22 protein-coding genes are annotated in these 23008 nt (G+C 65.3%); 20 read left to right on the forward strand and 2 right to left on the reverse strand.

The window, feature by feature from the left end; all coding sequences use genetic code 11:
* Positions 1–8 precede the first annotated feature (8 nt).
* The 12 genes from FXN65_RS09320 (at position 9) to FXN65_RS09375 (ending at position 13091) form a co-directional block, all read left to right on the forward strand.
* Positions 9–1037, forward strand: a complete 1029-nt coding sequence (locus FXN65_RS09320) for an aspartate-semialdehyde dehydrogenase (protein ID WP_151132828.1) — start codon at positions 9–11, stop codon at positions 1035–1037.
* Between the two features lie 142 nt (positions 1038–1179).
* Positions 1180–4140, forward strand: a complete 2961-nt coding sequence (locus FXN65_RS09325) for a FimV/HubP family polar landmark protein (protein ID WP_151132830.1) — start codon at positions 1180–1182, stop codon at positions 4138–4140.
* 3 nt (positions 4141–4143) lie between these two features.
* Positions 4144–5004: a tRNA pseudouridine(38-40) synthase TruA gene (gene truA / locus FXN65_RS09330; RefSeq protein WP_151132832.1), complete on the forward strand. Its 861-nt coding sequence runs from the start codon at positions 4144–4146 to the stop codon at positions 5002–5004.
* Between the two features lie 56 nt (positions 5005–5060).
* Positions 5061–5678, forward strand: coding sequence for a phosphoribosylanthranilate isomerase (locus FXN65_RS09335; RefSeq protein WP_151132834.1), 618 nt, complete (start codon positions 5061–5063; stop codon positions 5676–5678).
* Between the two features lies 1 nt (position 5679).
* Positions 5680–5943: a hypothetical protein gene (locus FXN65_RS09340; RefSeq protein ID WP_151132835.1), complete on the forward strand. Its 264-nt coding sequence runs from the start codon at positions 5680–5682 to the stop codon at positions 5941–5943.
* 37 nt (positions 5944–5980) lie between these two features.
* Complete coding sequence (gene accD / locus FXN65_RS09345) at positions 5981–6853, forward strand: acetyl-CoA carboxylase, carboxyltransferase subunit beta (protein ID WP_151132837.1); 873 nt, start codon at positions 5981–5983, stop codon at positions 6851–6853.
* On the forward strand, positions 6850–8136 hold the full coding sequence (gene folC / locus FXN65_RS09350; RefSeq protein WP_151132839.1) for a bifunctional tetrahydrofolate synthase/dihydrofolate synthase: 1287 nt from the start codon (positions 6850–6852) through the stop codon (positions 8134–8136). Before accD ends, folC begins: the two co-directional genes overlap by 4 nt.
* Positions 8137–8141: 5 nt before the next feature.
* On the forward strand, positions 8142–8822 hold the full coding sequence (locus FXN65_RS09355) for an SPOR domain-containing protein (protein WP_151132841.1): 681 nt from the start codon (positions 8142–8144) through the stop codon (positions 8820–8822).
* A 95-nt stretch (positions 8823–8917) separates the two neighbouring features.
* Positions 8918–9430 carry a CvpA family protein gene (locus tag FXN65_RS09360; RefSeq protein ID WP_028631332.1) on the forward strand — a complete coding sequence of 171 codons (513 nt, stop codon included), beginning with the start codon at positions 8918–8920 and terminating at the stop codon, positions 9428–9430.
* 89 nt (positions 9431–9519) lie between these two features.
* Positions 9520–11025 (forward strand): amidophosphoribosyltransferase, encoded by a 1506-nt coding sequence (gene purF / locus FXN65_RS09365; protein ID WP_151132842.1) that lies wholly within the window; start codon positions 9520–9522, stop codon positions 11023–11025.
* A gap of 78 nt (positions 11026–11103) precedes the next feature.
* Positions 11104–12315 carry an O-succinylhomoserine sulfhydrylase gene (locus tag FXN65_RS09370; protein ID WP_151132843.1) on the forward strand — a complete coding sequence of 404 codons (1212 nt, stop codon included), beginning with the start codon at positions 11104–11106 and terminating at the stop codon, positions 12313–12315.
* Positions 12312–13091 carry an SDR family oxidoreductase gene (locus tag FXN65_RS09375; RefSeq protein WP_151132845.1) on the forward strand — a complete coding sequence of 260 codons (780 nt, stop codon included), beginning with the start codon at positions 12312–12314 and terminating at the stop codon, positions 13089–13091. The genes FXN65_RS09370 and FXN65_RS09375 overlap by 4 nt, the downstream gene beginning before the upstream one ends.
* A 103-nt stretch (positions 13092–13194) precedes the next feature.
* On the opposite strand, the gene gspD is transcribed toward FXN65_RS09375, so the two are convergent.
* Together gspD and FXN65_RS09385 are read right to left on the reverse strand one after the other, a co-directional pair.
* Positions 13195–15153: a type II secretion system secretin GspD gene (gspD, locus tag FXN65_RS09380; RefSeq protein ID WP_151132847.1), complete on the reverse strand. Its 1959-nt coding sequence runs from the start codon at positions 15151–15153 to the stop codon at positions 13195–13197.
* Positions 15154–15157: 4 nt separating this feature from the next.
* Positions 15158–15802, reverse strand: coding sequence for a type II secretion system protein N (locus FXN65_RS09385; protein ID WP_151132849.1), 645 nt, complete (start codon positions 15800–15802; stop codon positions 15158–15160).
* Between the two features lie 265 nt (positions 15803–16067).
* On the opposite strand from FXN65_RS09385, the gene gspE reads away from it, so the two are divergent.
* The 8 genes from gspE to gspL are packed head-to-tail and all read left to right on the forward strand — an operon-like array spanning position 16068 to position 23008.
* On the forward strand, positions 16068–17555 hold the full coding sequence (gspE, locus tag FXN65_RS09390; RefSeq protein ID WP_151132850.1) for a type II secretion system ATPase GspE: 1488 nt from the start codon (positions 16068–16070) through the stop codon (positions 17553–17555).
* Entirely contained in the window at positions 17556–18770 is a 1215-nt protein-coding gene (gene xcpS / locus FXN65_RS09395) for a GspF family T2SS innner membrane protein variant XcpS (RefSeq protein WP_151132852.1), read from the forward strand.
* Between the two features lie 49 nt (positions 18771–18819).
* On the forward strand, positions 18820–19206 hold the full coding sequence (gene gspG / locus FXN65_RS09400) for a type II secretion system major pseudopilin GspG (RefSeq protein WP_244620753.1): 387 nt from the start codon (positions 18820–18822) through the stop codon (positions 19204–19206).
* Positions 19206–19793 carry a type II secretion system minor pseudopilin GspH gene (gene gspH, locus FXN65_RS09405; protein ID WP_151132856.1) on the forward strand — a complete coding sequence of 196 codons (588 nt, stop codon included), beginning with the start codon at positions 19206–19208 and terminating at the stop codon, positions 19791–19793. The genes gspG and gspH overlap by 1 nt, the downstream gene beginning before the upstream one ends.
* Positions 19790–20182: a type II secretion system minor pseudopilin GspI gene (gspI, locus tag FXN65_RS09410; protein WP_151132858.1), complete on the forward strand. Its 393-nt coding sequence runs from the start codon at positions 19790–19792 to the stop codon at positions 20180–20182. Before gspH ends, gspI begins: the two co-directional genes overlap by 4 nt.
* Positions 20179–20901: a type II secretion system minor pseudopilin GspJ gene (gene gspJ / locus FXN65_RS09415; RefSeq protein ID WP_151132860.1), complete on the forward strand. Its 723-nt coding sequence runs from the start codon at positions 20179–20181 to the stop codon at positions 20899–20901. The genes gspI and gspJ overlap by 4 nt, the downstream gene beginning before the upstream one ends.
* Positions 20898–21869, forward strand: coding sequence for a type II secretion system minor pseudopilin GspK (gene gspK / locus FXN65_RS09420; protein WP_151132862.1), 972 nt, complete (start codon positions 20898–20900; stop codon positions 21867–21869). The genes gspJ and gspK overlap by 4 nt, the downstream gene beginning before the upstream one ends.
* Positions 21866–23008: a type II secretion system protein GspL gene (gene gspL / locus FXN65_RS09425; protein ID WP_151132864.1), complete on the forward strand. Its 1143-nt coding sequence runs from the start codon at positions 21866–21868 to the stop codon at positions 23006–23008. Before gspK ends, gspL begins: the two co-directional genes overlap by 4 nt.

The raw sequence follows: 23008 nt of genomic DNA on the forward strand, positions 1-23008 counted from the left end.
TCCTCCCCATGAGCCAGTCCCTCGACATCGCCGTGATCGGCGCCACCGGCACCGTTGGCGAAACCCTCGTCCAGATCCTCGAAGAGCGGGAATTCCCGGTCGGCAACCTGCATCTGCTCGCCAGCGGCGAATCTGCTGGAGCGTCCGTACCTTTCAAGGGCCGTAACCTGCGGGTGCGGGACGTGGCCGATTTCGATTTCTCTCAGGTCCATCTCGCCTTCTTTGCTGCCGGCGAGGCGGTGACCCGCAGTTTCGCTATGCGCGCGACGGCGGCCGGTTGCTCGCTGATCGACCTGTCCGGCGCCCTCGATCCGGCTGACGCGCCCAGTCTGGTTCCGGAAGCCAATCCCGCTTCGCTCGACGCACTGACAGCGCCGTACCGGCTGACCAGTCCCAGTGCTTCGGCGGTCGCCCTGGCTTGTGTACTGGCGCCGCTCGGCGATCTGCTCAAGCCGCAGCGCCTCAGTGTGATGGCCAGTCTCGCGGTATCCAGCCGTGGTAGAGAAGCCGTCACCGAACTGGCCCGCCAGACTGCTGAGTTGCTCAATGCACGCCCGCTGGAGCCGCGCTTCTTCGATCGACAGATCGCCTTCAATGTCCTGGCTCAGGCCGGTGCTCCGGATGCCGATGGCCACATTTCCCTGGAACGGCGACTGGCAGGCGAGATCAAGCAACTGCTCGGCTTGCCGGAGCTTCGGGTGTCCGCTACCTGCGCCCTGGCCCCGGTCTTCTTTGGCGACAGCCTGGCGGTATCCGTCGTGGCTGAGCAGCCGGTGGACCTTGAGCGGGTGCGCGAGCGGCTGGCGAAGGCTCCGGGCGTCGAATTCGTGGAGGAGGAGGGCGATTATCCGACCGCTGTCGGCGACGCTGTTGGACAGGATTCGGTATATGTAGGAAGGGTTCGGGGCGGGCTGGACGACCCCAGTGAACTCAATTTGTGGATTGCTTCAGATAATGCGCGAAAAGGCGCTGCGCTCAATGCCGTGCAGTCCGCCGAGTTGTTGATAAAACACTATCTGTCAAAGATACTTACCTGAAAATTTGTAGAAATATTCTAGCTTGACAATACTGGCTTGGCCTTATCGTTGATGGGGAGCCGCCCTTTCGGCGCGCGCAGGCAGCGACTTAAGACCCTCATCTCGCGCAGCGAGAAAAAAGATAAAACAAGGGAATCACTCTATGGTTCGGGTTCGCAAACTTGTGCTGGCAATCGCGGCTGCATCCGCGCTGACTTCGGGTGTTGCCAACGCCCTCGGGCTCGGGGAAGTCACCCTGCGTTCGTCCTTGAACCAGCCCCTGGAAGCGGAGATCGAACTGCTTGAAGTGCGCGACCTGGCGTCGGCCGAGGTCAAGCCGAACCTGGCGTCGGCCGAGGACTTCTCCAAAGCTGGCGTGGATCGTCAGTACTTCCTGCAGGACCTCAAGTTCACCCCCGTCCTCAAGCCCAACGGCCGCAGCGTCATTCGGGTGACCTCCAGCAAGCCGGTCCGTGAACCCTATCTGAATTTCCTGGTCGAGGTGCTCTGGCCCAATGGCCGTCTGCTGCGTGAGTACACGCTGCTCCTCGATCCGCCGCTCTATTCTCCCCAGGCCGCCGCCGCCGCCGCGCCGAAGATTCCGGTCGCCGCACCTGCTCCGGCGCCGCGTCCTGCGGTGGCTCCGGCTCCAGTCCGCACCACACCTGCAGCTCCGGTCGACGCCGCACCGCGTCCGAGCGCCCCGGCTGCAGCGCCGGCCACCGCGCCTAAGGCGCCGACCGATCAATACCGCACGACTTCTCGCGACACCCTCTGGGAGATCGCAGACCGTACCCGCGCCAGTGGTTCGGTGCATCAGGCGATGCTGGCCATCCAGGACCTGAACCCGGATGCCTTCGTCGACGGCAATATCAATCGGCTGAAGAGTGGCCAGGTCCTGCGCCTGCCTGATGAAAAACAGATCGCCAGCCGTTCCCAGGCCGAGGCCCTCGCCCAGGTCCAGGCACAGAACACCGCTTGGCGTGAAGGCCGCAGCCTGGCAGGGGAGGGCAAGCGCCAGCTGGACGCCACCAAGCGCAGCAGCGCCGGCGAGGCTCCCGAGAAGGTTGAAACCCAGGACAACCTGCGACTGGTATCCGCCGCCAGCGGCAAGGCTTCCAGTGGCAGCGACAAGGGCACCAACGGCGAAAGCAAGGCGCTCAGCGACAAACTGGCCGTGACCCAGGAAAGCCTGGACTCCACCCGTCGCGAGAACGACGAGCTGAAGAGCCGGATGACCGACCTGCAAAGCCAGATGGACAAGCTGCAGCGTCTGATCCAGCTCAAGGACAGCCAGCTCGCCAAGCTGCAGGCCGACATGGCCGGTCAGGGCAAGCAGGCTCCTGCGGCTCCCGCAACTCCGGCTGCTGCTCCTGCTGCCGCTGCACCTGCCAAGCCGGCAGAGGCGCCCGCACAACCTGCTCCGGCTGCACCGGTAGCGCCGGCTACTGCAGCTGCGCCCGCTCCGGCCCAGCCGGCGCCAGCTCAACCCGCGCCTGCGCAGCCTGCTGCTCCTGCGGCGGCTCAGCCCGCAGCGCCGGCGCCCGCTCCCGTACAGCCTGCCGCGCCTGCACCGGCGCCGGCCGCTGCGCAGCCCGCCAAACCCGCGGAGCCGGCCAAACCTGCCGCCCCCGCCAAGCCGGTGCAGGCGGCTCCTGCCGCTCCGGTGGTCGAGCCGCCGCAGTCCAGCATCATCGATGACGTGCTGGCCAACCCGATGCTTCTGCTGATGGCGGGCGGTAGCGCCCTGGTGGCCCTGCTGGTGCTGCTGATGGTCCTGTCGCGCCGCAATGCCCTTAAAGAGGCCGAGCTGCAGAACAACCTGGCTGCACAGGGTGACGAGAACAGCTTCGACAGCGATCTCGACCTGAAGGACGACAGCTTCGATGCGTTCTCCAGCCCGGAACTGGATGCCGCCGTGGCCGACGAGCCTGAAGTCGCTCCGGCCAGGACCGAGGAGCGCGTTACCTCGCAGACCGGCGACGTGATCAGCGAGGCCGACATCTACATCGCCTACGGCCGCTTCAACCAGGCTGCCGAGCTCCTGCAGGGCGCCATCAACGAAGAGCCCCATCGCAGCGACCTCCGCCTGAAACTGATGGAGGTCCACGCCGAACTGGGTGATCGCGAAGGCTTTGCGCGCCAGGAGAGCGAGCTCCGTGAAATTGGCGGTGCCGGCAGCGACATCGAGCAGCTGAAAGGCAAGTATCCGGCCATGGCGGCTGTCGCCGTTGCCGCGACGGCGGCGGCTGGTCTGGCGGCGGCCGATGACCTCGACAGCTTCAGTCTCGACGATCTGACCCTGGACGATGTGCCGGCCAGCGCCCCGGTCGCCTCCGGTGCGGACCTGGATGACGCGTTCGACCTGAGCCTGGACGACCTGGGTTCCGACCTGGATCTGGCGGAGGAGAAACCGGCTGCCGTTCAGCCAGAGGCTGCACCGGCCAACGAGCTGAGCCTGGATGACCTGGAGTTCGATGCGCTGGCAGCACCGGCCAAGGCCGAGTCCGACCTGGATTTCGATCTGGACATCGGTAGCGGCGACCAGCTGCTGACTGGTGATAAGAGCCTCGAGCTCAGCGACGACCTGGCCGACTTCAGCCTGGACCTGGAACCCGCGGCCCAGCCGGCAATCGCTGATGAGGACGATTTCCTGCTGAGCCTGGACAGCGAGCTTGACGCGCCCCTGGCAGTCGAGCCGACTGCTCCGGCTGTGGAAGAGGCGAGTGCCGGCCTGCTCGACCTGCCGGCTGACTTCGATCTGTCGCTGCCCGACGAGCCGGTTGCCGAGCCTGTGGCCGACAACGACAGCTTTGCCGCCCAGCTGGACGAAGTGACCGCCGAATTGGACCAGCTCTCCGACAGTCTGCAGAGGGCGCCGGAGTCCGACCCGGTTGCCGTGCTGGAAGACGAGGCTTCGGACCTGGGCCTGGGGCTGGACGAGGAAGACGACTTCGACTTCCTTTCCGGCACCGATGAAACCGCGACCAAGCTGGATCTGGCTCGCGCCTATATCGACATGGGTGACACCGAAGGTGCTCGCGACATCCTCGACGAGGTGATGTCCGAGGGTAATGACACCCAACAACAGGAAGCGCGCGAACTGATCGCACGACTCAGCTGATAGATGACAGAAGCAGTACCCGCAGCGGCAGCCGAATCGGCTGCCGTTGGCATTTACAGAATCGCCCTCGGTGTCGAATACAAGGGCTCGCGTTATCGTGGCTTCCAGCGTCAGATCGACGGGGTTCCCTCCGTCCAGGGCGCCCTGGAAAAGGCGCTCTCCCGCGTGGCCGGTGGAGCTCCCGTCACCCTCAGTTGCGCTGGCAGGACCGACGCCATGGTGCATGCCTGCGGGCAGGTGGTGCATTTCGATACCCCGGTGGCAAGGTCCGAGCACGCCTGGATCATGGGGGCCAACGCCAATCTGCCGCCGGATATCAGCGTCACTTGGGCCAGGCAGATGCCTCTGAACTTCGATGCCCGTTTCAGTGCCATGGCACGGCGTTATCGTTACGTGATCTACAACGACGAGATCCGCCCGGCGCACATGGCCGAGGAAGTGACCTGGAATCACCGCCCACTGGATGTCCAACGCATGCGCGAGGCCTCCCGTTGCCTGGTTGGCACCCATGATTTCAGTGCCTTCCGTGCCCGCCAGTGCCAGGCCAAGTCGCCGATCAAGACCGTGCATCACCTGGAATTGATCGAGCATGGTCGCCTGATCGTGCTCGATATCCGCGCCAACGCCTTCCTTCACCACATGGTGCGCAACATCGCCGGAGTACTGATGACCATTGGGGCCGGCGAGCAGCCGGTCGAGTGGGCGAAGCAAGTCCTGGAAGGCCGCATCCGCCGCGAGGGCGGGGTGACTGCGCACCCTTATGGCCTCTACCTGGTCCGCGTCGAGTATCCGGAAGAGTTCGATATTCCGGAACGCTACCTGGGGCCTCACTTCCTTTCCGGATTGCCGGATGTGGTGGGCTGACGCTGCGTCGGGCCTTTGCTAACATCCCAGGTCTTTAGCCTTCAGGTGCCTGCATCTTGTCAGCCGTTCGCATCAAAATCTGCGGTATCACCCGAATCGAGGACGCCCTGGCCGCCATCGCCGCCGGGGCGGATGCCATAGGTTTTGTGTTCTACGCCAAGAGCCCGCGAGCGGTCACGCCAGCCCAGGCCCGGGCCATCATCGCTGCGCTGCCGCCTTTCGTGACCACTGTGGGGCTGTTCGTCGACATGCCGCGCGCCGAATTGACCCGGTTGTTGGCCGAAGTTCCGCTGGACCTGCTGCAGTTCCATGGCGATGAAGGCCCGGAAGACTGTGCAGGTTACGGCCGGCCATACATCAAGGCGCTGCGGGTCAAGCCGGGTGACGACGTCGCCGCGGCGATTTCGCACTACCCCGCAGCCTCCGGAATCCTCCTCGACACCTATGTTCCGGGCACTCCCGGTGGCACCGGCGAAGCCTTCGACTGGAGTCTGGTGCCTCGAGATGCGGCAAAGCCGTTGATCCTGGCGGGCGGGCTGACCCCGGAGAACGTCGGTGACGCGGTGCGCCAGGTACGCCCCTACGCCGTGGACGTGAGCGGTGGCGTCGAGGCCAGCAAGGGCATCAAGGATGCCGCGAAGATTCAAGCCTTCATCCAGCGGGCACGTGGCTGAAATGCGGATCGCGGAAGCTTTCGTGCGGTCGGATGCCGGCGCGTCTCCTGCATATGTGACGGACGGCGTTTCGCTGCCGTCCATAAGCGAGTTGCCCACGCAGGCGAAGCCTGCCGGGTCGCGTGGCAAGGCTGCGTCGATCGGGCCTGTTTTTTACGAGGGCGATGGCAAGGCCATCTCCAGGGTGATTCTCGGACACTTTGTCAGGGCCGGGATCGCAACCATGAATTCGCTCAAGGACATGCGCGGGGCTATGAACCGCTAGCGCGTGTTCGGGCCTGAAAGCTGTGGAGAACTAGAGCATGAGCAACTGGCTGGTAGACAAGCTGATCCCTTCGATCATGCGTTCCGAGGTGAAGAAGAGCTCGGTCCCCGAAGGCCTTTGGCACAAGTGCCCGTCGTGCGACGCGGTGCTGTACAAGCCCGAACTGGAAAAGACGCTGGACGTCTGCCCGAAATGCAACCACCACATGCGCATCGGTGCACGCACCCGTCTGGACATCTTCCTGGATCCGGAAGGCCGTGAAGAGCTCGGCGCCGACCTGGAGCCGGTGGATCGCCTGAAGTTCCGCGACAGCAAGAAGTACAAGGACCGCCTGGCGGCCGCGCAGAAGGACACCGGTGAGAAGGATGCCCTGGTCGCCATGCGTGGCACCCTGCACAAGATGCCGATCGTGGCCTGCGCCTTCGAATTCTCCTTCATGGGCGGTTCCATGGGCGCCATCGTCGGTGAGCGCTTCGTGCGTGCCGCCAACGTTGCCCTGGAGCAGCGCTGCCCGCTGGTGTGCTTCTCCGCGTCGGGCGGTGCCCGCATGCAGGAAGCCCTGATCTCCCTGATGCAGATGGCCAAGACCTCCGCGGCCCTGGCTCGCCTGCGCGAAGAGGGTATCCCGTTCATCTCCGTGCTGACCGACCCGGTCTACGGCGGCGTTTCCGCCAGCCTGGCGATGCTCGGCGACGTGATCGTCGGCGAGCCGCGTGCACTGGTCGGCTTCGCCGGTCCGCGTGTGATCGAGCAGACCGTGCGCGAGAAACTGCCGGAAGGCTTCCAGCGTAGCGAGTTCCTGCTGGAGCACGGCGCCATCGACATGATCATCCCCCGCGCGGAACTGCGTGAGCGCCTTGGCCGGCTGCTGGCGCAGATGACGCGTCTTCCTTCCCCGGCTATCGCATGACTCAGAGAACCCTTGCCGACTGGCTTTCCTATCTTGAACAGCTCCACCCCACGGCTATCGACATGGGACTGGAGCGCAGCCGCGAAGTTGCCAGCCGGCTCGGCCTGAGCCGACCGGCGCCGAAAGTGATCACGGTCACCGGCACCAACGGCAAGGGTTCCACCTGCGCTTTCCTGGCTGCGCTGTTGCGTGCCCAGGGGCTCAAAGTCGGTGTGTACAGCTCGCCGCACCTCCTGCGTTACAACGAGCGTGTCCAGTTGAATGGCCAGGAGGCCAGCGACCAGGCGCTCTGCGACGCCTTTGCCGCCGTCGAGGCGGCGCGCGGCGAAATCTCCCTCACCTATTTCGAAATGGGCACCCTGGCGGCTTTCTGGCTATTCCAGCATGCCGCCCTGGATGCCGTAGTGCTGGAAGTGGGCCTGGGCGGTCGCCTGGACGCGGTGAACCTGGTGGATGCCGACCTGGCGCTGGTGACCAGTATTGGCCTGGATCACGCCGACTGGCTGGGCGATACCCGGGAAAGTGTCGCCTTCGAGAAGGCCGGCATCTTCCGCCCTGGCAAACCTGCCCTGTGTGGCGACCTGGACCCGCCGCAACCCCTGCTGGCGCAGGCGAATGCTCTGTCCGCACCCTTGTTCCTTCGCGGCCGCGACTTCGACCTGGCGCAAGGCGAGGCCAACTGGCATTGGCGCGGTGTGAGCGCTTCCGGCCAGGTGCTGGAATTGCACGACCTGCCCGTGCTCGACCTGCCCATGGAAAACGCTGCCCTGGCGCTTCAGGCGTATGCGCTCTTGGGCATGCCCTGGCAACCGGATGCCTTGCAGGCCGCCCTGCTGGGCACTCGCGTCACCGGGCGTCTGGATCGCCGCCAAATTGACTGGCGCGGCAAGCGGGTTTCCCTGCTGCTGGATGTCGGGCACAACCCCCATGCGGCCGAATACCTGGCTGCGCGCCTGGCCGCCCGTCCTGTCGCTGGGCGCCGATTGGCCGTGTTCGGCCTGCTTTCCGACAAGGATCTTCCCGGGGTTCTCCGCCCGCTGCAAGGCTGCCTGGCCAACTGGGCGGTGGCACCGTTGCCGACGCCGCGCACTCGCTCCGCGTCCGAGTTGCAGGCGGCATTGACGAACCTTCATGCAAGCGTCAGTGTCCACCAAAATATCGCCGCAGCACTCGAAGCACAGTGCGAGCAGGCGACACCGGACGACGAGATCCTGGTATTCGGATCGTTCTACAGTGTGGCTGAGGCGCTGGGCTGGCTGGAAAGCTTCGCAACGGGGGAGTAGGGGAAATGGCTGTCTTGGACAAGGGACTCAAGCAACGTATCGTCGGCGCGCTCGTGCTGGTGGCGCTGGCGGTGATCTTCCTGCCGATGCTGTTCAGTCGCGAGGATGAGCTGCGCCAGGTCGTGGTCGAGGCGCCTCCCATGCCGAAGGCGCCGGAAATGCCGCCGGTCGAGCTCGAGCAGGTCCAGGTGCCGGAACCCCAGGCGCTGCCCCAGGAACCCGTGCCACCGCTGGAACCTGCTGGAGATGCGCTGGCGTCCAATGTGCCGCCGCTTGAACAGCCCGCTCCGGCTGCGCCTGCCCAGCCCGTTGCGCCGGCAGTTCCGGTACCCGCTCCGGCACAACCGCAGCCGCAACCCCAGGTACAGGCCAAGGCGCCTGCTCCGGCTCCGGCCGCCCCCGTGGCTGAGACGAAGACCGACGAGAAGCGCCTGGACGTCAACGGACTGCCGGTCAGCTGGTCGATCCAGCTCGCCAGCCTGTCCAGCCGCGCCAGTGCCGAGAACCTGCAGAAGAACCTGCGGACCCAGGGTTACAACGCCTATATCCGCAGCGTTGAAGGCATGAACCGCGTGTTCGTCGGACCGGTCATCGAGCGGGCCGAGGCCAACCGCCTGCGTGACCAGTTGGCCCGCCAGCAGAAGTTGAACGGCTTCATCGTTCGTTTCCAGCCGGAAAAGGGCTGATAGATCGGGATAATCGAGCCCTTTCGGTTCCGCGGGTTACCGGAGTCAAAGGGCTCTGCTAAAATGCAGCGCCTTTTCAGTTTGTGGGCTGCATCGTGGCATTCACCTGGGTCGATTGGACGATCATCGCCATCATCGCCGTTTCCAGTCTGGTCAGTTTGAGTCGGGGTTTCGTCAAGGAAGCTCTCTCGCTGCTGACGTGGATAGTCGCAGGTGTAGTGGCCTGGACCTTCGGCGGCGCCCTGTCGCTGCACCTCACCGAATTCATCGAGATGCCTTCGGCGCGCATCATCGCCGCGTGCGCCATCCTTTTTGTCGCCACCCTCCTGGTTGGCGCCTTGATCAATTTCCTGATCGGCGAGCTGGTCAGGGTCACCGGCATGGACGGCACCGACCGCGTCCTGGGCATGGCCTTTGGCGCCGCCCGTGGTGCGCTGCTGGTCGTGCTGCTGGTCGGCCTGCTCAGCCTGGCGCCGGTGCAACAGGATCCCTGGTGGCAGCAATCCACGCTGTTGCCGCATTTTCTAATGGTCGCCGACTGGTCGAAGAACCTCATTCTGGGCTTTACCAGTCAGTGGCTCGCGAGCGGCATCAGCTCACCCAGCTGATGCGCCGCACCCGAAAGCATGCCCATCCATGCCCAACCGGCCTGGACGGGTACTTGATTAGCCTGAACTACTAGCAGGGGTTGCGTCACATGTGTGGCATCGTCGGTATCGTCGGTAAGTCGAACGTCAATCAGGCGCTGTATGACGCGCTTACCGTCCTTCAGCATCGCGGCCAGGACGCTGCCGGTATTGTGACCAGCCATGATGGCCGGCTCTTCCTGCGCAAGGACAACGGTCTGGTGCGTGACGTCTTCCAGCAGCGCCACATGCAGCGCCTGGTCGGCAGCATGGGCATCGGCCACGTGCGCTATCCCACCGCCGGCTCCTCCAGCTCCGCCGAAGCCCAGCCGTTCTACGTGAACTCGCCCTATGGCATCACCCTGGCGCACAACGGCAACCTGACCAACGTCGAGCAGCTGGCCAAGGAAATCTACGAATCCGACCTGCGCCACGTGAACACCAACTCCGACTCGGAAGTGCTGCTCAACGTGTTCGCCCACGAACTGGCCCACCGCGGCAAGCTGCAGCCCACCGAGGAAGACGTGTTCGCTGCCGTTTCCGGTGTGCACGCGCGCTGCAAGGGCGGTTACGCCGTGGTGGCGATGATCACCGGCTACGGCATCGTTGGCTTCCGCGATCCCCATGCCATTCGCCCGATCGTCTTCGGCCAGCGCCACACCGACGAGGGCGTCGAGTACATGATTGCCTCCGAAAGCGTCGCCCTCGACGTGCTGGGCTTCACCCTGATTCGTGACCTGGCTCCGGGCGAAGCGGTTTACATCACCGAGGAAGGCAAGCTGTTCACCCGCCAGTGCGCGGCTGATCCGCAGTACTCCCCCTGCATCTTCGAGCACGTCTACCTGGCGCGCCCGGACTCCATCATGGACGGCATTTCCGTCTACAAGGCACGCCTGCGCATGGGCGAGAAGCTGGCTGAGAAGATCCAGCGCGAGCGTCCCGACCACGACATCGACGTGGTGATCCCGATTCCGGATACCAGCCGTACCGCGGCCCTGGAACTGGCCAACCACCTGGGCGTGAAGTTCCGCGAAGGCTTCGTGAAGAACCGCTACATCGGTCGTACCTTCATCATGCCGGGCCAGGCCGCGCGCAAGAAATCGGTACGCCAGAAGCTCAACGCCATCGAGCTGGAATTCCGCGGCAAGAACGTGATGCTGGTGGACGACTCCATCGTGCGCGGTACCACCTGCAAGCAGATCATCCAGATGGCCCGCGAAGCCGGCGCCAAGAACGTCTACTTCTGCTCGGCTGCCCCGGCGGTGCGCTACCCGAACGTCTACGGCATCGACATGCCCAGCGCCCACGAGCTGATCGCCCACAACCGCTCCACCGAAGAAGTGGCCGAGCTGATCGGTGCCGACTGGCTGGTTTACCAGGACCTGCCGGACCTGATCGACGCAGTAGGTGGCGGCAAGGTGAAGATCGACCACTTCGACTGCGCCGTATTCGATGGCAAGTACATCACCGGCGATGTCGACGAGCAGTACCTGAACAAGATCGAGCAGGCGCGTAATGACGCCTCCAAGGCCAAGGCCCACGCGGTCAGCGCCATCATCGATCTGTACAACAACTGATCTGCAGGCCGTAGTCTCGCGCCACAGGTCGATAGCCCGGATTCCATCCGGGCTACGTTTTTTTGAAGAGGTGGGAACATGACGAAGGAATGGGAAGCCGGAAGGCTGGACAGTGACCTGGAAGGCGCGGCCTTCGACACCCTGGCCGTGCGTGCCGGCCAGCGCCGTACCCCGGAGGGTGAACACGGCGAGGCCATGTTCCTCACCTCCAGCTACGTGTTCCGCACCGCCGCCGACGCCGCTGCGCGCTTTGCCGGCGAGGTGCCGGGCAACGTCTATTCGCGCTACACCAACCCGACCGTGCGGACCTTCGAAGAGCGCATCGCTGCACTGGAAGGGGCCGAGCAGGCCGTGGCCACCGCGTCCGGCATGTCGGCGATTCTCGCCATTGCCATGAGCCTGTGCAGTGGTGGTGACCACGTGCTGGTGTCCCGCAGCGTGTTCGGTTCCACCATCAGCCTGTTCGAGAAGTACCTCAAGCGTTTCGGCATCGAAGTCGACTACCCGGCCCTGTCCGACCTGGATGGCTGGAAGGCGGCGATCAAGCCGAATACCAAGCTGCTGTTCGTCGAGTCGCCGTCCAACCCCCTGGCGGAGCTGGTCGACATTCCAGCCCTGGCCGACATCGCTCACGAGAAGGGCGCGCTGCTGGTGGTGGACAACTGCTTCTGCACCCCGGCCCTGCAACAACCGCTGAAGCTTGGTGCCGACATCGTCATGCACTCGGCCACCAAGTACATCGACGGCCAGGGCCGCACCATGGGTGGCGTAGTCGCCGGCCGTGCCGAGCACATGAAGGAAGTCGTGGGTTTCCTGCGTACCGCGGGCCCGACCCTCAGCCCCTTCAATGCCTGGGTGATGATCAAGGGCCTGGAAACGCTGCGTGTGCGCATGCAGGCGCATTGCGCCAGCGCCCTCGAAATCGCCAGGTGGCTGGAGCAGCAGCCCGGTGTCGAGCGCGTCTATTACGCCGGGCTGGAGAGCCATCCGCAGCACGAATTGGCCAAGCGCCAGCAGAAGGGCTTCGGCGCGGTGGTCAGCTTCGAGGTCAAGGGCGGCAAGGAAGCGGCGTGGCGCTTCATCGATGCCACCCGGATGATCTCCATCACCACCAACCTGGGTGACACCAAGACCACCATCGCCCATCCGGCCACCACCTCCCATGGCCGCCTGTCGCCGCAGGAGCGTGCCAACGCGGGTATCAGCGACAGCCTGGTCCGCCTGGCCATCGGCCTGGAAGATGTGGGCGATCTCAAGGCCGACCTGGAGCTCGGGCTCGCTGCTCTGTGATCGACTGGAGCCTGCAGGCCACCGTGCCGAACAACGGCAAGGTCGCCCTGGTCACTGGTGCCGCGCGTGGTATCGGCCTGGGAGTGGCGGCCTGGCTGATTGCCGAAGGTTGGCAGGTGGTACTGGCTGATATCGATCGCGCCCGTGGCTCCAGAGTGGCCAAGGCGCTTGGCGAGAACGCCTGGTTCGTCGCCATGGATGTGGCCCATGAAAGCCAGGTGGCGGTGGGCGTGGCCGAAGTGCTTGGGCAGTTCGGTCGTCTCGATGCGCTGGTCAGCAACGCCGCCATCGCCGAACCGCACAATCCGCCGCTGGAAAGCCTGGAACTGGCTCGCTGGAATCGTGTGCTCGCGGTCAACCTGACGGGCACCATGCTGCTCGCCAAGCACTGCGCGCCCTATTTGCGGGCCCACCAGGGGGCCATCGTCACCATCGCCTCCACCCGTGCTCACCAGTCCGCGCCCGATAGCGAGGCTTACGCCGCCAGCAAGGGCGGCCTGCTGGCCCTGACCCATGCACTGGCCATGAGCCTGGCGCCGGAGATCCGGGTCAACGCCGTGACGCCGGGCTGGATCGATGCCCGCGACCCGTCCGCCCGCAAGGAAGCGCCGCTGACCGAGTTGGACCATGACCAGCATCCGCTGGGACGCGTGGGGGTCGTGGAAGACGTGGCCGCCCAGGTGGCCTGGCTGCTATCGGACAACGCCAGCTTCGTCACCGGCCAGGAATTCATGGTCGACGGCGGAATGACCCGCAAGATGATCTATCTCGACTGACTTCCAGTCGGGGGAGGGAAGGGCGGCGGCACCAGGCGGTGCGCCGCCCTTTTTTCTTGAGAATTCGAATTGTCCCTCGCCGCGAAGACGAGGGTGTGCTCGATCAGGGTTTGCGCAGGTCGATGGCCGGTGTCTTCTGGCCGTCGAACAGTTCCACCGGATGGCGCGGCAGGATGGCCGGGCGGCCTTCCTTGTCGTGTTCGCCGACGATGCGGATGTCGTCGTACTTCTTCCCGGACAGGGCCGCGAGTCCGGCACGGTCGCGTACCACGGTCGGCCGCAGGAAGACCATCAGGTTGCGCTTCACATGGGTGTCCCTGGTGGAGCGGAACAATCGGCCGAGGATGGGGATGTCGCCCAGCAGCGGCACTTTGGAGTCGGTCTGGGTGATGTCGTCCTGGATCAGGCCGCCCAGCACGATCACCTGGCCGTCCTCGGCGAGGATGGTGCTCTTGATCGAGCGCTTGTTGGTGATCAGGTCGACCGCCTGGGCAGTGAGTGAGGCGGTTGGTGCGATGGAGGAGATTTCCTGCTCGATCTCCAGGCGCAGGGTTGCACCTTCGTTGATGTGCGGGGTCACCTTCAGGGTTACGCCGATGTCCTGGCGTTCGATGGTGGTGAAGGGGTTGTTGGCGCCGGATGCGTCGGTGGTGAAGGTGCCGGTCTGGAAGGGCACGTTCTGGCCCACGAGGATCTCTGCCTTCTGGTTGTCCAGGGTCAGCAGGCTCGGGGTGGACAGCAGGTTGCTCTTGTTGTTCGCCGAGAGCGCGGTGATCAGTGCGGCGAAATGGTCGGTACCGATGCCGATGATGGCGCCGTCCGGCAGGGTGTCGGGAATTTCGTCGTCGCGGATGGCGTTGAGCACGGTGCCGACCGACAGCCCGGTATTACCGAAGTTGACCCCTCCCAGGCCGCCGGTGTCGCCGCGGGCGTCCACTGCCCACTGCACGCCAAGGGCTTCGGTGATATCGCCGGAAATCTCCACGATGGCCGCTTCCACCATCACCTGGGCGCGGGGCACGTCGAGCTGGCGGACGATGTCCTCCATGGCGGCGACCACGTCCGGCTCGGCCAGCATCACCAGGGCGTTCAGGCTTTCGTCGGCGCGGATCAGAATATTCTGCGGCTTGCCGCCGCTGGCAGGGGCGCCGCCTTCGGCACTGCCTTCCCCGTTCTTCAAACCCTCGGAAATCTCGCCCAGGGTTTCGGCCAGGCTCTTGGCATCGTTGTGGCGCAGGCGGATCACGCGGGTATTGGCCGAACGCGAGGCCGGGGTGTCCAGGGATTGCGCCAGGGCCGCCAGTTTCGCCCGGGCCGATGGTGGGCCGAGGATGATCAGGCGGTTGGTGCGGGCGTCGGCGATCACCTGGGTGCCGGAAGTGCCCTTGGACTGGCCTCGGTTCAGCGAGGCGTTGAGCACCTCGGCGGCGTCCATCACCCAGGCGTACTTGAGATTGAGGACGGTGTAGTCGCGGTCGCCCTTCTGGTCGAGCTGGCGCATCAGGTCTTCGATGCGGGTGATGTTGGCGGCTCGGTCGCTGATGATCAGGGCATTGGTCGAGGTCACGGCAGCGAGGTGGCCGTATTGGGGGACCAGGGGTCGAATCAGCGGGATGAGCTCCGTCACCGGCGTGTGTTGCACCTGGATCACGCGGGTTTCCAGGCTTTCGGCGCCAGGGCGGGTGCTGCTGGCTTCGGCCTTGGCTTCGGCGTTGGGAATGATCCGCGCCTGGCCGTCCTGGGCGACCACGGTGAAGCCGTGGGTGGCCATTACCGAAAGGAACAGCTGATAGACCTCGTTGATCCCCAACGGCGTTTTCGATACCACGCTGACCTGGCCCTTTACCCGCGGGTCGACGATGAAAGTCTCGCCGGTGATGTCGGCGATCTGGTCGATGAATTCGCGGATGTCGGCGTCCTTGAGGTTGATGGTCCAGGCATCCTGCTGTTGCTGCGCGCTGCCCGGCTCGGTGGTCGGTTGGGCGGCGAGCAGGGGCAGGGGCGCGGCCAGCATCCCGGCGGCGAACAGGGCGAGCGTGAGGCGCGAGAAAGTCGGGGTCATCGTGTCATTCGCTATCCTGGGGCGGTTCGGCGGAAGGTTCGGAGGCGGTGTTCTCCGGGTCTTCCATCTGTTGGCGCAGTTTCTCCATGCGCTCGCGCAATTCGGCGGCGTTGTCTTCCTGCAGGCCGTTGAGCTCGTCGATCACCGTGGTGGACGATTCGTCCGGGGTGGCACCGACGGCGGTGAAGCGTGAGCGCGGTTCGGGGAAGCTGAGACTTTCCAGGCGCCCGTTGCGTTCGATTTCGACATGGGTGCGATAGACCGCGTGCAGCTTGACGCCACTGGTGATCTCCTCGCCAGCGTTGAAGCGTCGCGGTTTGCCGCCTTCGAACTGGATGATGGCGGTGGACTTGTCCGGCCCCTCGTGGACGAAGCTGCCGAGCAGGGTCAGACGCAGATTGGTGGTGGGCGGTGGGCCGCTTGGCTGGGCTTTCGGGGCGGGGCCGAACAAAGGCTCCAGGTTCTGCAGCGGCTGGGCGGTGGCCTGTTGAGCTCCCTGTTGCTCCGGTGCGCGGGCGGGAGCCTGGACCGCGCGCAGCCATTCCCGGGTCTGCCAGGCGAAGCTGGCACCCATGGCCAGGACCAGCAATGCACCGACGAGTGCTGGCGCATGGCGTTGCAGCCAGTTTACGGAATCCGGGGCTTGCAAGTGGGTCCAACTCCTAAGGCTGTATCGTTCTTCTGGTTTTATGTTTTGGCAGAACTGCGTTGATCATAGCAGTGCGTTCGAGGGCGATGCTCGGCCGTACAGATGATGTTGCGACGCAGTCGCTGTGCTAAAGATATCTGTGAATTTTTACGGCTTTAGGTGGCTTTGTTCACACCAATCATAAGAATCGGACAGCAGCGGTGCACAATCGTCAGATTGCGCTGCAATACTTTCTTTCGGACCCATCTGAAACAGGCGCCCACGGATGAACCCACCACTCGCTGAAGCCCCGCTGCGGCGGTTCCCATTCGGCTTTGCCAAGCGGCACGGCGTGCTGTTGCTGGATGGAGTTGACCCTTGCCTGGCCCATCGGCCCGGCGTCGAGCTGGTGGCCCTGGCCGAGGCGCGGCGTTTCGCCGGGCGCAGCCTGCCGCTGAGGCCCCTCAGCGGCGAAGCCTTCGAACAGGCCCTGGCCCAGGCCTATCAGCATGATTCCTCCGCTGCCATGCAACTGGCGGAGGACCTCGGCGGTAGCCTGGACCTCGCCGCCCTGGCCGAGCAGATTCCGGAAACCGAGGACTTGCTGGAGCAGGAGGACGATGCGCCGATCATCCGCCTGATCAACGCCATCCTCGGCGAGGCGATCAAGGAGAACGCCTCGGACATCCACCTGGAAACCTTCGAGAAGCGCCTGGTCGTGCGTTTCCGTGTCGACGGCATTCTCCGCGAGGTGCTGGAGCCCAAGCGCGAACTGGCGGCCTTGCTGGTATCGCGGATCAAGGTGATGGCGCGGCTGGATATCGCCGAGAAGCGTATCCCCCAGGACGGCCGTATTTCCCTGCGGGTGGCCGGACGTGAGGTGGATATCCGCGTATCCACGCTGCCGTCGGCCAATGGCGAGCGCGTGGTGCTGCGTCTGCTGGACAAGCAGGCCGGGCGCCTGACCTTGCAGCACCTGGGCATGAGCGCGCGTGATCGCGACCTGCTGGAAAACACCGTCCGCCGTCCACACGGCATCCTGCTGGTCACCGGGCCCACCGGCTCGGGCAAGACCACCACCCTGTACGCCAGCCTGGTCACCCTCAACGACCGCACGCGCAACATCCTCACTGTCGAAGACCCGATCGAGTACCACATCGAGGGCATCGGCCAGACCCAGGTCAACCCCAAGGTGGACATGACCTTCGCCCGAGGCCTGCGCGCCATCCTGCGCCAGGACCCGGACGTGGTGATGGTGGGCGAGATCCGCGACCAGGAAACCGCCGAGATTGCCGTGCAGGCCTCGCTGACCGGCCACCTGGTGCTTTCCACCCTGCACACCAACAGTGCCATCGGCGCCATCACCCGCCTGGTGGACATGGGGGTCGAGCCTTTCCTGCTGTCGTCATCCCTGCTGGGTGTGCTGGCACAGCGCCTGGTGCGGGTGCTCTGCCCCCATTGCAAGGAGGCCTATCAGCCGGATGCCGCCGAATGCCAGTTGCTCAATGTCGAGGTGGACAGCGCGCCGCTCCTGCATCGCGCCCGCGGTTGCGCGGAATGCCACCAACAGGGCTATCGAGGGCGAACCGGTATCTACGAACTGGTGGTGTTCGACGATCACATGCGCAGCCTGATCCACAGCGTTGCCTCTGAACAGGAAATGGTCCGCCATGCGCGGCAATCCAGCCCGAGCATCCGCGAGGACGGCCGGCGCAAGGTATTGGAAGGCATCACGACGGTGGAAGAAGTGCTGCGGGTCACCCAGGAAGAGTAAATGGCCGCATTCGAATACCTTGCACTCGACGCCAGGGGCCGCCAGCAGAAGGGTGTGCTCGAAGCGGACAGCGCCCGCCAGGTACGCCAGCTGCTGCGCGAGCGCCAGCTGGCACCGCTGGAAGTGCGCGCCACCCGCGTTCGCGAGCAGGCCGAGCGGGGCCGCTTCAGTCTTGCGCGGGGCCTGTCCGCCCGTGACCTGGCCCTGGTGACTCGGCAGCTCGCGACCCTGGTGCAAGCGGCGCTGCCCATCGAGGAAGCGCTGCGTGCGGCGGCTGCGCAGTCGGGCAGTTCACGCATCCAGTCGATGCTGCTGGCGGTGCGCGCCCGGGTACTGGAAGGCCACAGCCTGGCCAGCAGCCTGCGGGAGTTCCCCTTGGCTTTCCCCGAGCTCTATCGCGCCACCGTGGCGGCGGGTGAGCACGCCGGCCACCTGGGACCGGTGCTCGAGCAACTGGCCGACTACACCGAGCAACGCCAGCAGTCACGCCAGAAGATCCAGCTGGCGCTGCTCTATCCGGTGATCCTGATGTGCGCGTCGCTGGCGATCGTCGCCTTCCTGCTGGGTTTCGTCGTGCCTGACGTGGTCAAGGTGTTCATCGACTCGGGGCAGACCCTGCCTCTGCTCACCCGCGGCCTGATTGGCCTGAGCGATCTGGTCAAACACTGGGGCTGGCTGATGCTCCTGGTGCTGATTGCGGCCTTCGTCGGCGCGCGCTGGGCACTGCGCGATCCGAACCTGCGCCAGCGCTGGCATGCCCTGATGTTGCGCATTCCACTGGTGGGACGACTGGTGCGTGCCACCGATACCGCGCGCTTCGCTTCCACCCTGGCGATCCTCACCCGCAGCGGCGTGCCGCTGGTGGAGGCCCTTGGCATCGGCGCCGAAGTGATTTCCAACCGGGTGATCCGCGCGCATGTGGTGGTGGCCGCGCAGAAGGTCCGTGAAGGCGGCAGCCTGACCCGCGCCCTGGAAGGCAGCGGGCAGTTTCCGCCGATGATGCTGCACATGATCGCCAGTGGCGAACGTTCCGGCGAACTCGACCAGATGCTCGCCCGCACCGCGCGCAATCAGGAAAACGACCTGGCCGCCAGCATCGCCTTGCTGGTAGGCCTTTTCGAACCGTTCATGCTGGTGGTCATGGGGGCTGTGGTGCTGATGATCGTCCTCGCCATCCTGCTGCCTATCCTTTCTCTCAACCAACTCGTGGGGTAATCGCGTGAATCTGCGCCGTAGTCAGTCGGGCTTTACGCTCATCGAAATCATGGTCGTGGTGGTCATCCTCGGCATCCTCGCCGCTCTGGTGGTGCCGCAGGTGATGAATCGTCCCGACCAGGCCAAGGTCACGGTGGCCAAGGGCGACATCAAGGCCATCGGCGCCGCCCTGGACATGTACAAGCTGGACAACTTCGCCTATCCCAGCACCCAGCAGGGCCTGGAGGCGCTGGTAAGCCGGCCGTCCGGCAACCCGCCGGCGAAGAACTGGAACAAGGATGGCTACCTGAAGAAACTGCCGATTGACCCGTGGGGCAACCCGTACCAATACCTGGCGCCGGGTAGCAAAGGCGCCTATGACCTCTATTCGCTGGGGGCCGATGGCAAGGAAGGCGGCAGCGACAACGACGCCGACATCGCCAACTGGGACAACTGATGAGAAGCGGGCGGCAGGGCGGCTCCGGCCGGGTGTCCGGTGCCTTGGCGTCCGCGGGTTTCACCCTGATCGAAGTCCTGGTGGTGATGGTGGTCATGGCCTGCATGGCCGGCCTGGCGGTGATCAGCGCCGGCGTCGCCGGTCCCACCCGTGAACTCACCAATGAAGCCGATCGCCTCGCGGGGCTGATCGGCGTGCTCGCCGACGAGGCCGTGCTGGACAACCGCGAATACGGCCTGCGCGTGGAGCGGGACAGTTACCAGGTCTACTACTACGACGAAACCAGCGCCCGCTGGCAGCCGCTGTCCGATGGTGCCCGCCAGTTGCCGGAGTGGGCCGAACTGACCATCGAGCTGGACGGCGAACCGCTGGTGCTTCCGGCCCGCGCCAATGACGAGAAGCAGGCCAAGGATGCGAAGAAGGCCCCGCTGGTGCCGCAACTGATCATCCTGTCCAGCGGCGAAATCAGCCCCTTCCGCCTGGAAATGGGTGAGCGGCGCAGGGATGGTCTGCGCCTGCAGCTTTCCAGCGATGGATTCCGCCTGCCCCGTGTGGAGGCCCTCGGCGGCAAGGGGCGCGCCGGATGAGAAGCAGTCGCGCGTTCACCTTGATCGAGGTGCTGGTGGCGCTGGCCATTTTCGCGGTGGTTGCCGCCAGCGTCCTCACCGCCAGCGCACGCAGCCTGCAGATCGCTTCACGCCTGGAAGACAAGACCCTGGCGATGTGGATCGCCGACAACCGCCTGACCGAGCTCCAGTTGCGCGAGACGCCACCTTCCACCGGCAAGGACAAGGGCGAGCTGGACTACGGCGGACGGCGCTGGGAGTGGCAAAGCGAAGTCGAAGGCACCAGTGACCCGGTACTGCGGCGGGTCACTCTCTGGGTGGCGCCGCGCCCGACCCGGGGCGCCGGCGTTGGCAAGCTGGAAGACCGGGCCAGCGTACGCCTGGTGGGTTTCATCGGGAGCACGCCATGAAGCGCGCGGCGGGTTTCACCCTGCTGGAGCTGCTGATCGCCATCGCCATCTTCGCGCTGCTGGCCATCGGCACCTGGCGCATGCTCGGCGCGGTCCTCGATTCGGACGAAGCGACACGCGTGCAGGAGCAGCAGCTGCGTGAAGTGGTCCGGGCGATTTCGGCTTTCGAGCGGGACATCCGCCAGGTGATTTCCCGCCCCATCCGCGATGCCTATGGCGAGTCCCGTGCGGCGCTGCTGGGCGAGCAGGAAGGTGACAACGACAGCCTGGAACTCACCCGCAACGGCTGGCGAAACCCGACCGGCATGCAGCGTTCGCGCCTGCAGCGGGTGCGTTGGCAGCTCTCGGGCGAACGCCTGGAGCGGCGCTACTGGACGGTGCTGGACCAGGCCCAGGACAGCCTGCCGCGCGTCCAGAACGCGCTGGATGGGGTTACCTCCATGAAGTTGCGCTACATGGACGACAGTGGTGACTGGCAGGACAGCTGGCCGCCGGCCGGCCTGCCGGAGGACGAGCGCCTGGATCGCCTGCCACGCGCCCTGGAACTGACCCTGGAGCACCGCCGCTATGGTGAGCTGCGCCGGGTGCTGCGCCTGGTGGAAACCCCGCCCCGACAACCGCCGCAGGCCGGGGGCAACCAGCCGGACGGGGAACAGCAGAACCCGCAGGGCGGTCAGCAGGGGGGCCAACAGAGCGGCGACCAGGAGCCGTCGCAATGAAGCGCCAGGCGGGCGTCGCCTTGCTCACCGTGCTGCTGGTGGTCGCGGTGGTCACGGTCGTCTGTGCCGGCCTGATCGCCCGCACCCAGCTGTCCATCCGTTCCAGCGGCAATGAACTGCACACCCGCCAGGTGGCCCAGTACGCCCTCGGCGGCGAGGCCCTGGCCGAAGCCATCCTCGTGCGCGACCTGCGCCAGGGCGATCCGCGGACACCGGTGGATCACCTGGGCGAGGCCTGGGCGCGGCCCCTCACTACCTTCAAACTGGATGACGGTGGTTCGCTCAGCGTACGCATCGAAGATCCGAGCGCCCGTTTCAACGTCAACAGCCTGGTGCGGGACGGCCAGCTCAATGAGCAGGGTGTCCGCCAGTTCCGCCGGCTGTTGCTGCGCCTGGGTATCGAGGCACCCTACACCGAGCGACTGGTGGACTGGCTCGACCGCGACCAGGAGCCCTTCGGCCCCAATGGCGCCGAAGACAACCAGTACCTGCTGTTGCAGCCGCCGTATCGCGCGGCCAATCACGCCATGAGCGATGTGTCCGAGTTACGCCTAGTGTTAGGCATGACGGAGCTGGACTACCGCAAGCTGCTGCCTTTCGTCACCGCGTTGCCGTCGGACGCGTCTCTCAACGTCAACACCGCCAGTGCGCTGGTGCTGTCCACCCTGGCCGACAACCTGGACGCCGACAGTGGCGGATTGCTGATGGCGGCGCGGGGAACCACGGGTTTTCGCAGCCTGGATGCCTTTCTCGGTCAGCCCGCGCTGGCCGGGATGGGGCTGGAGGCGCAGGGGCTGGCGGTGGGCAGTCAATATTTCAACGTGATCAGCGAGGTTCGCCTTGCCGGTCGCCGCCAGGTTCTGGTCAGTACCCTGCAGCGCAGCAGCGACGGCAAGGTACGGGTTCTCTCTCGTGATCTCGGGCAGGGCGGATTGCCGCCGGCGCCCGTCAAGGAGCCGCAGTCATGACACAGGCTTGCATCTTCCTTCCGGTAGCCGCCTGCACCCAGCCGGACGCCGAACTGGAAGTGCTGCTCTGGCAAGGAGGCACGGGCCGTCGCCTGCCATTCGCCAGGGCGCTGGAAGAGGTGGCGCCACCCTGGCGCCTGATCCTGCCGGTGGAGGCGGTGACCTGTTGCGCAGTCCGCCTGCCTACCCAGAAGGGGCGCTGGTTGCGTCAGGCATTGCCTTTCGCGGTGGAGGAACTGCTCGCCGAGGAGGTGGAAAGCTTCCACCTCGGGCTGGGCGGGGCGTTGGCCGATGGCCGGAACCGGGTGTTCGCCGTACGCCGAACCTGGCTGGCAGGCTGGATGGAACTGACCGGCAAGCTCGGTCCTGCGCCCTCCGCCATCCATGTCGATGCTGACCTGCTGCCGGAACAGGGCACCCAGTTGCTCTGGCTGGAACAGCGCTGGCTGCTGGGCGGCGAGGGGGGCGCCCGGCTCGGTTTCGCGGAACTCGACTGGCCCGTTCTGAAGGACGCCTGCGTAGCGCCCCGCAGTGGCCATGCACCCGCCGCTCGCCAGGTACTGGACGGCGTGGACGAGTGGCACGATGAAGGCGATGCCTATGGCTGGCTGGCGACGCAGAAGGGCAGCGATCTGGCCCAGGGAGAATTCACCCTGAAGGAAGAACGCCAGCGCTGGTCGCGCTGGAAGCCACTGCTGGGGCTGGTTGGCTTGTGGCTGCTGTTGCAGTGGGGCTTCAACCTGGTCCAGGCCTGGCAACTGCAGCGTCAGGGCGATACCTACGCGGCAGCCAATGAAACCCTTTATCGAGAGTTGTTTCCCCAGGACAACAAGCTGGTGAACCTGCGGGCCCAGTTCGATCAGCACCTGGCCGAGGGCTCCGCTTCGGGGCAGGGCCGTCTGCTGACCCTGCTCGGCCAGGCGGCCCAGGCGCTGATCACCGAAGGTGCCCAGGTAAGGGTGCAGCAACTGGATTTCAGCGAGACACGGGGCGACCTCGCGTTGCAGGTACAGGCGCCGGGTTTCGATGCCCTGGAACGCTTGCGCGAGCGTCTGATCGGCAGCGGGCTTTCCGTGCAGATGGGCTCGGCAAGCCGCGACGAAAGCGGCGTCAGCGCGCGCCTGGTGATAGGAGGATGA

This window comes from Pseudomonas lalkuanensis (assembly GCF_008807375.1).
Taxonomy (GTDB): domain Bacteria; phylum Pseudomonadota; class Gammaproteobacteria; order Pseudomonadales; family Pseudomonadaceae; genus Metapseudomonas; species Metapseudomonas lalkuanensis.

What these genes read in the sequence shown, in the direction of transcription:
- FXN65_RS09320 (WP_151132828.1), top strand. Translation starts at nt 9, where the DNA reads ATGAGCCAGTCCCTCGACATCGCCGTGATCGGCGCCACCGGCACCGTT.
- FXN65_RS09325 (WP_151132830.1), top strand. Translation starts at nt 1,180, where the DNA reads ATGGTTCGGGTTCGCAAACTTGTGCTGGCAATCGCGGCTGCATCCGCG.
- truA (WP_151132832.1), top strand. Translation starts at nt 4,144, where the DNA reads ATGACAGAAGCAGTACCCGCAGCGGCAGCCGAATCGGCTGCCGTTGGC.
- FXN65_RS09340 (WP_151132835.1), top strand. Translation starts at nt 5,680, where the DNA reads ATGCGGATCGCGGAAGCTTTCGTGCGGTCGGATGCCGGCGCGTCTCCT.
- accD (WP_151132837.1), top strand. Translation starts at nt 5,981, where the DNA reads ATGAGCAACTGGCTGGTAGACAAGCTGATCCCTTCGATCATGCGTTCC.
- folC (WP_151132839.1), top strand. Translation starts at nt 6,850, where the DNA reads ATGACTCAGAGAACCCTTGCCGACTGGCTTTCCTATCTTGAACAGCTC.
- FXN65_RS09355 (WP_151132841.1), top strand. Translation starts at nt 8,142, where the DNA reads ATGGCTGTCTTGGACAAGGGACTCAAGCAACGTATCGTCGGCGCGCTC.
- purF (WP_151132842.1), top strand. Translation starts at nt 9,520, where the DNA reads ATGTGTGGCATCGTCGGTATCGTCGGTAAGTCGAACGTCAATCAGGCG.
- FXN65_RS09370 (WP_151132843.1), top strand. Translation starts at nt 11,104, where the DNA reads ATGACGAAGGAATGGGAAGCCGGAAGGCTGGACAGTGACCTGGAAGGC.
- gspD (WP_151132847.1), bottom strand. Translation starts at nt 15,153, where the DNA reads ATGACCCCGACTTTCTCGCGCCTCACGCTCGCCCTGTTCGCCGCCGGG.
- gspE (WP_151132850.1), top strand. Translation starts at nt 16,068, where the DNA reads ATGAACCCACCACTCGCTGAAGCCCCGCTGCGGCGGTTCCCATTCGGC.
- xcpS (WP_151132852.1), top strand. Translation starts at nt 17,556, where the DNA reads ATGGCCGCATTCGAATACCTTGCACTCGACGCCAGGGGCCGCCAGCAG.
- gspG (WP_244620753.1), top strand. Translation starts at nt 18,820, where the DNA reads ATGGTCGTGGTGGTCATCCTCGGCATCCTCGCCGCTCTGGTGGTGCCG.
- gspH (WP_151132856.1), top strand. Translation starts at nt 19,206, where the DNA reads ATGAGAAGCGGGCGGCAGGGCGGCTCCGGCCGGGTGTCCGGTGCCTTG.
- gspI (WP_151132858.1), top strand. Translation starts at nt 19,790, where the DNA reads ATGAGAAGCAGTCGCGCGTTCACCTTGATCGAGGTGCTGGTGGCGCTG.
- gspJ (WP_151132860.1), top strand. Translation starts at nt 20,179, where the DNA reads ATGAAGCGCGCGGCGGGTTTCACCCTGCTGGAGCTGCTGATCGCCATC.
- gspK (WP_151132862.1), top strand. Translation starts at nt 20,898, where the DNA reads ATGAAGCGCCAGGCGGGCGTCGCCTTGCTCACCGTGCTGCTGGTGGTC.
- gspL (WP_151132864.1), top strand. Translation starts at nt 21,866, where the DNA reads ATGACACAGGCTTGCATCTTCCTTCCGGTAGCCGCCTGCACCCAGCCG.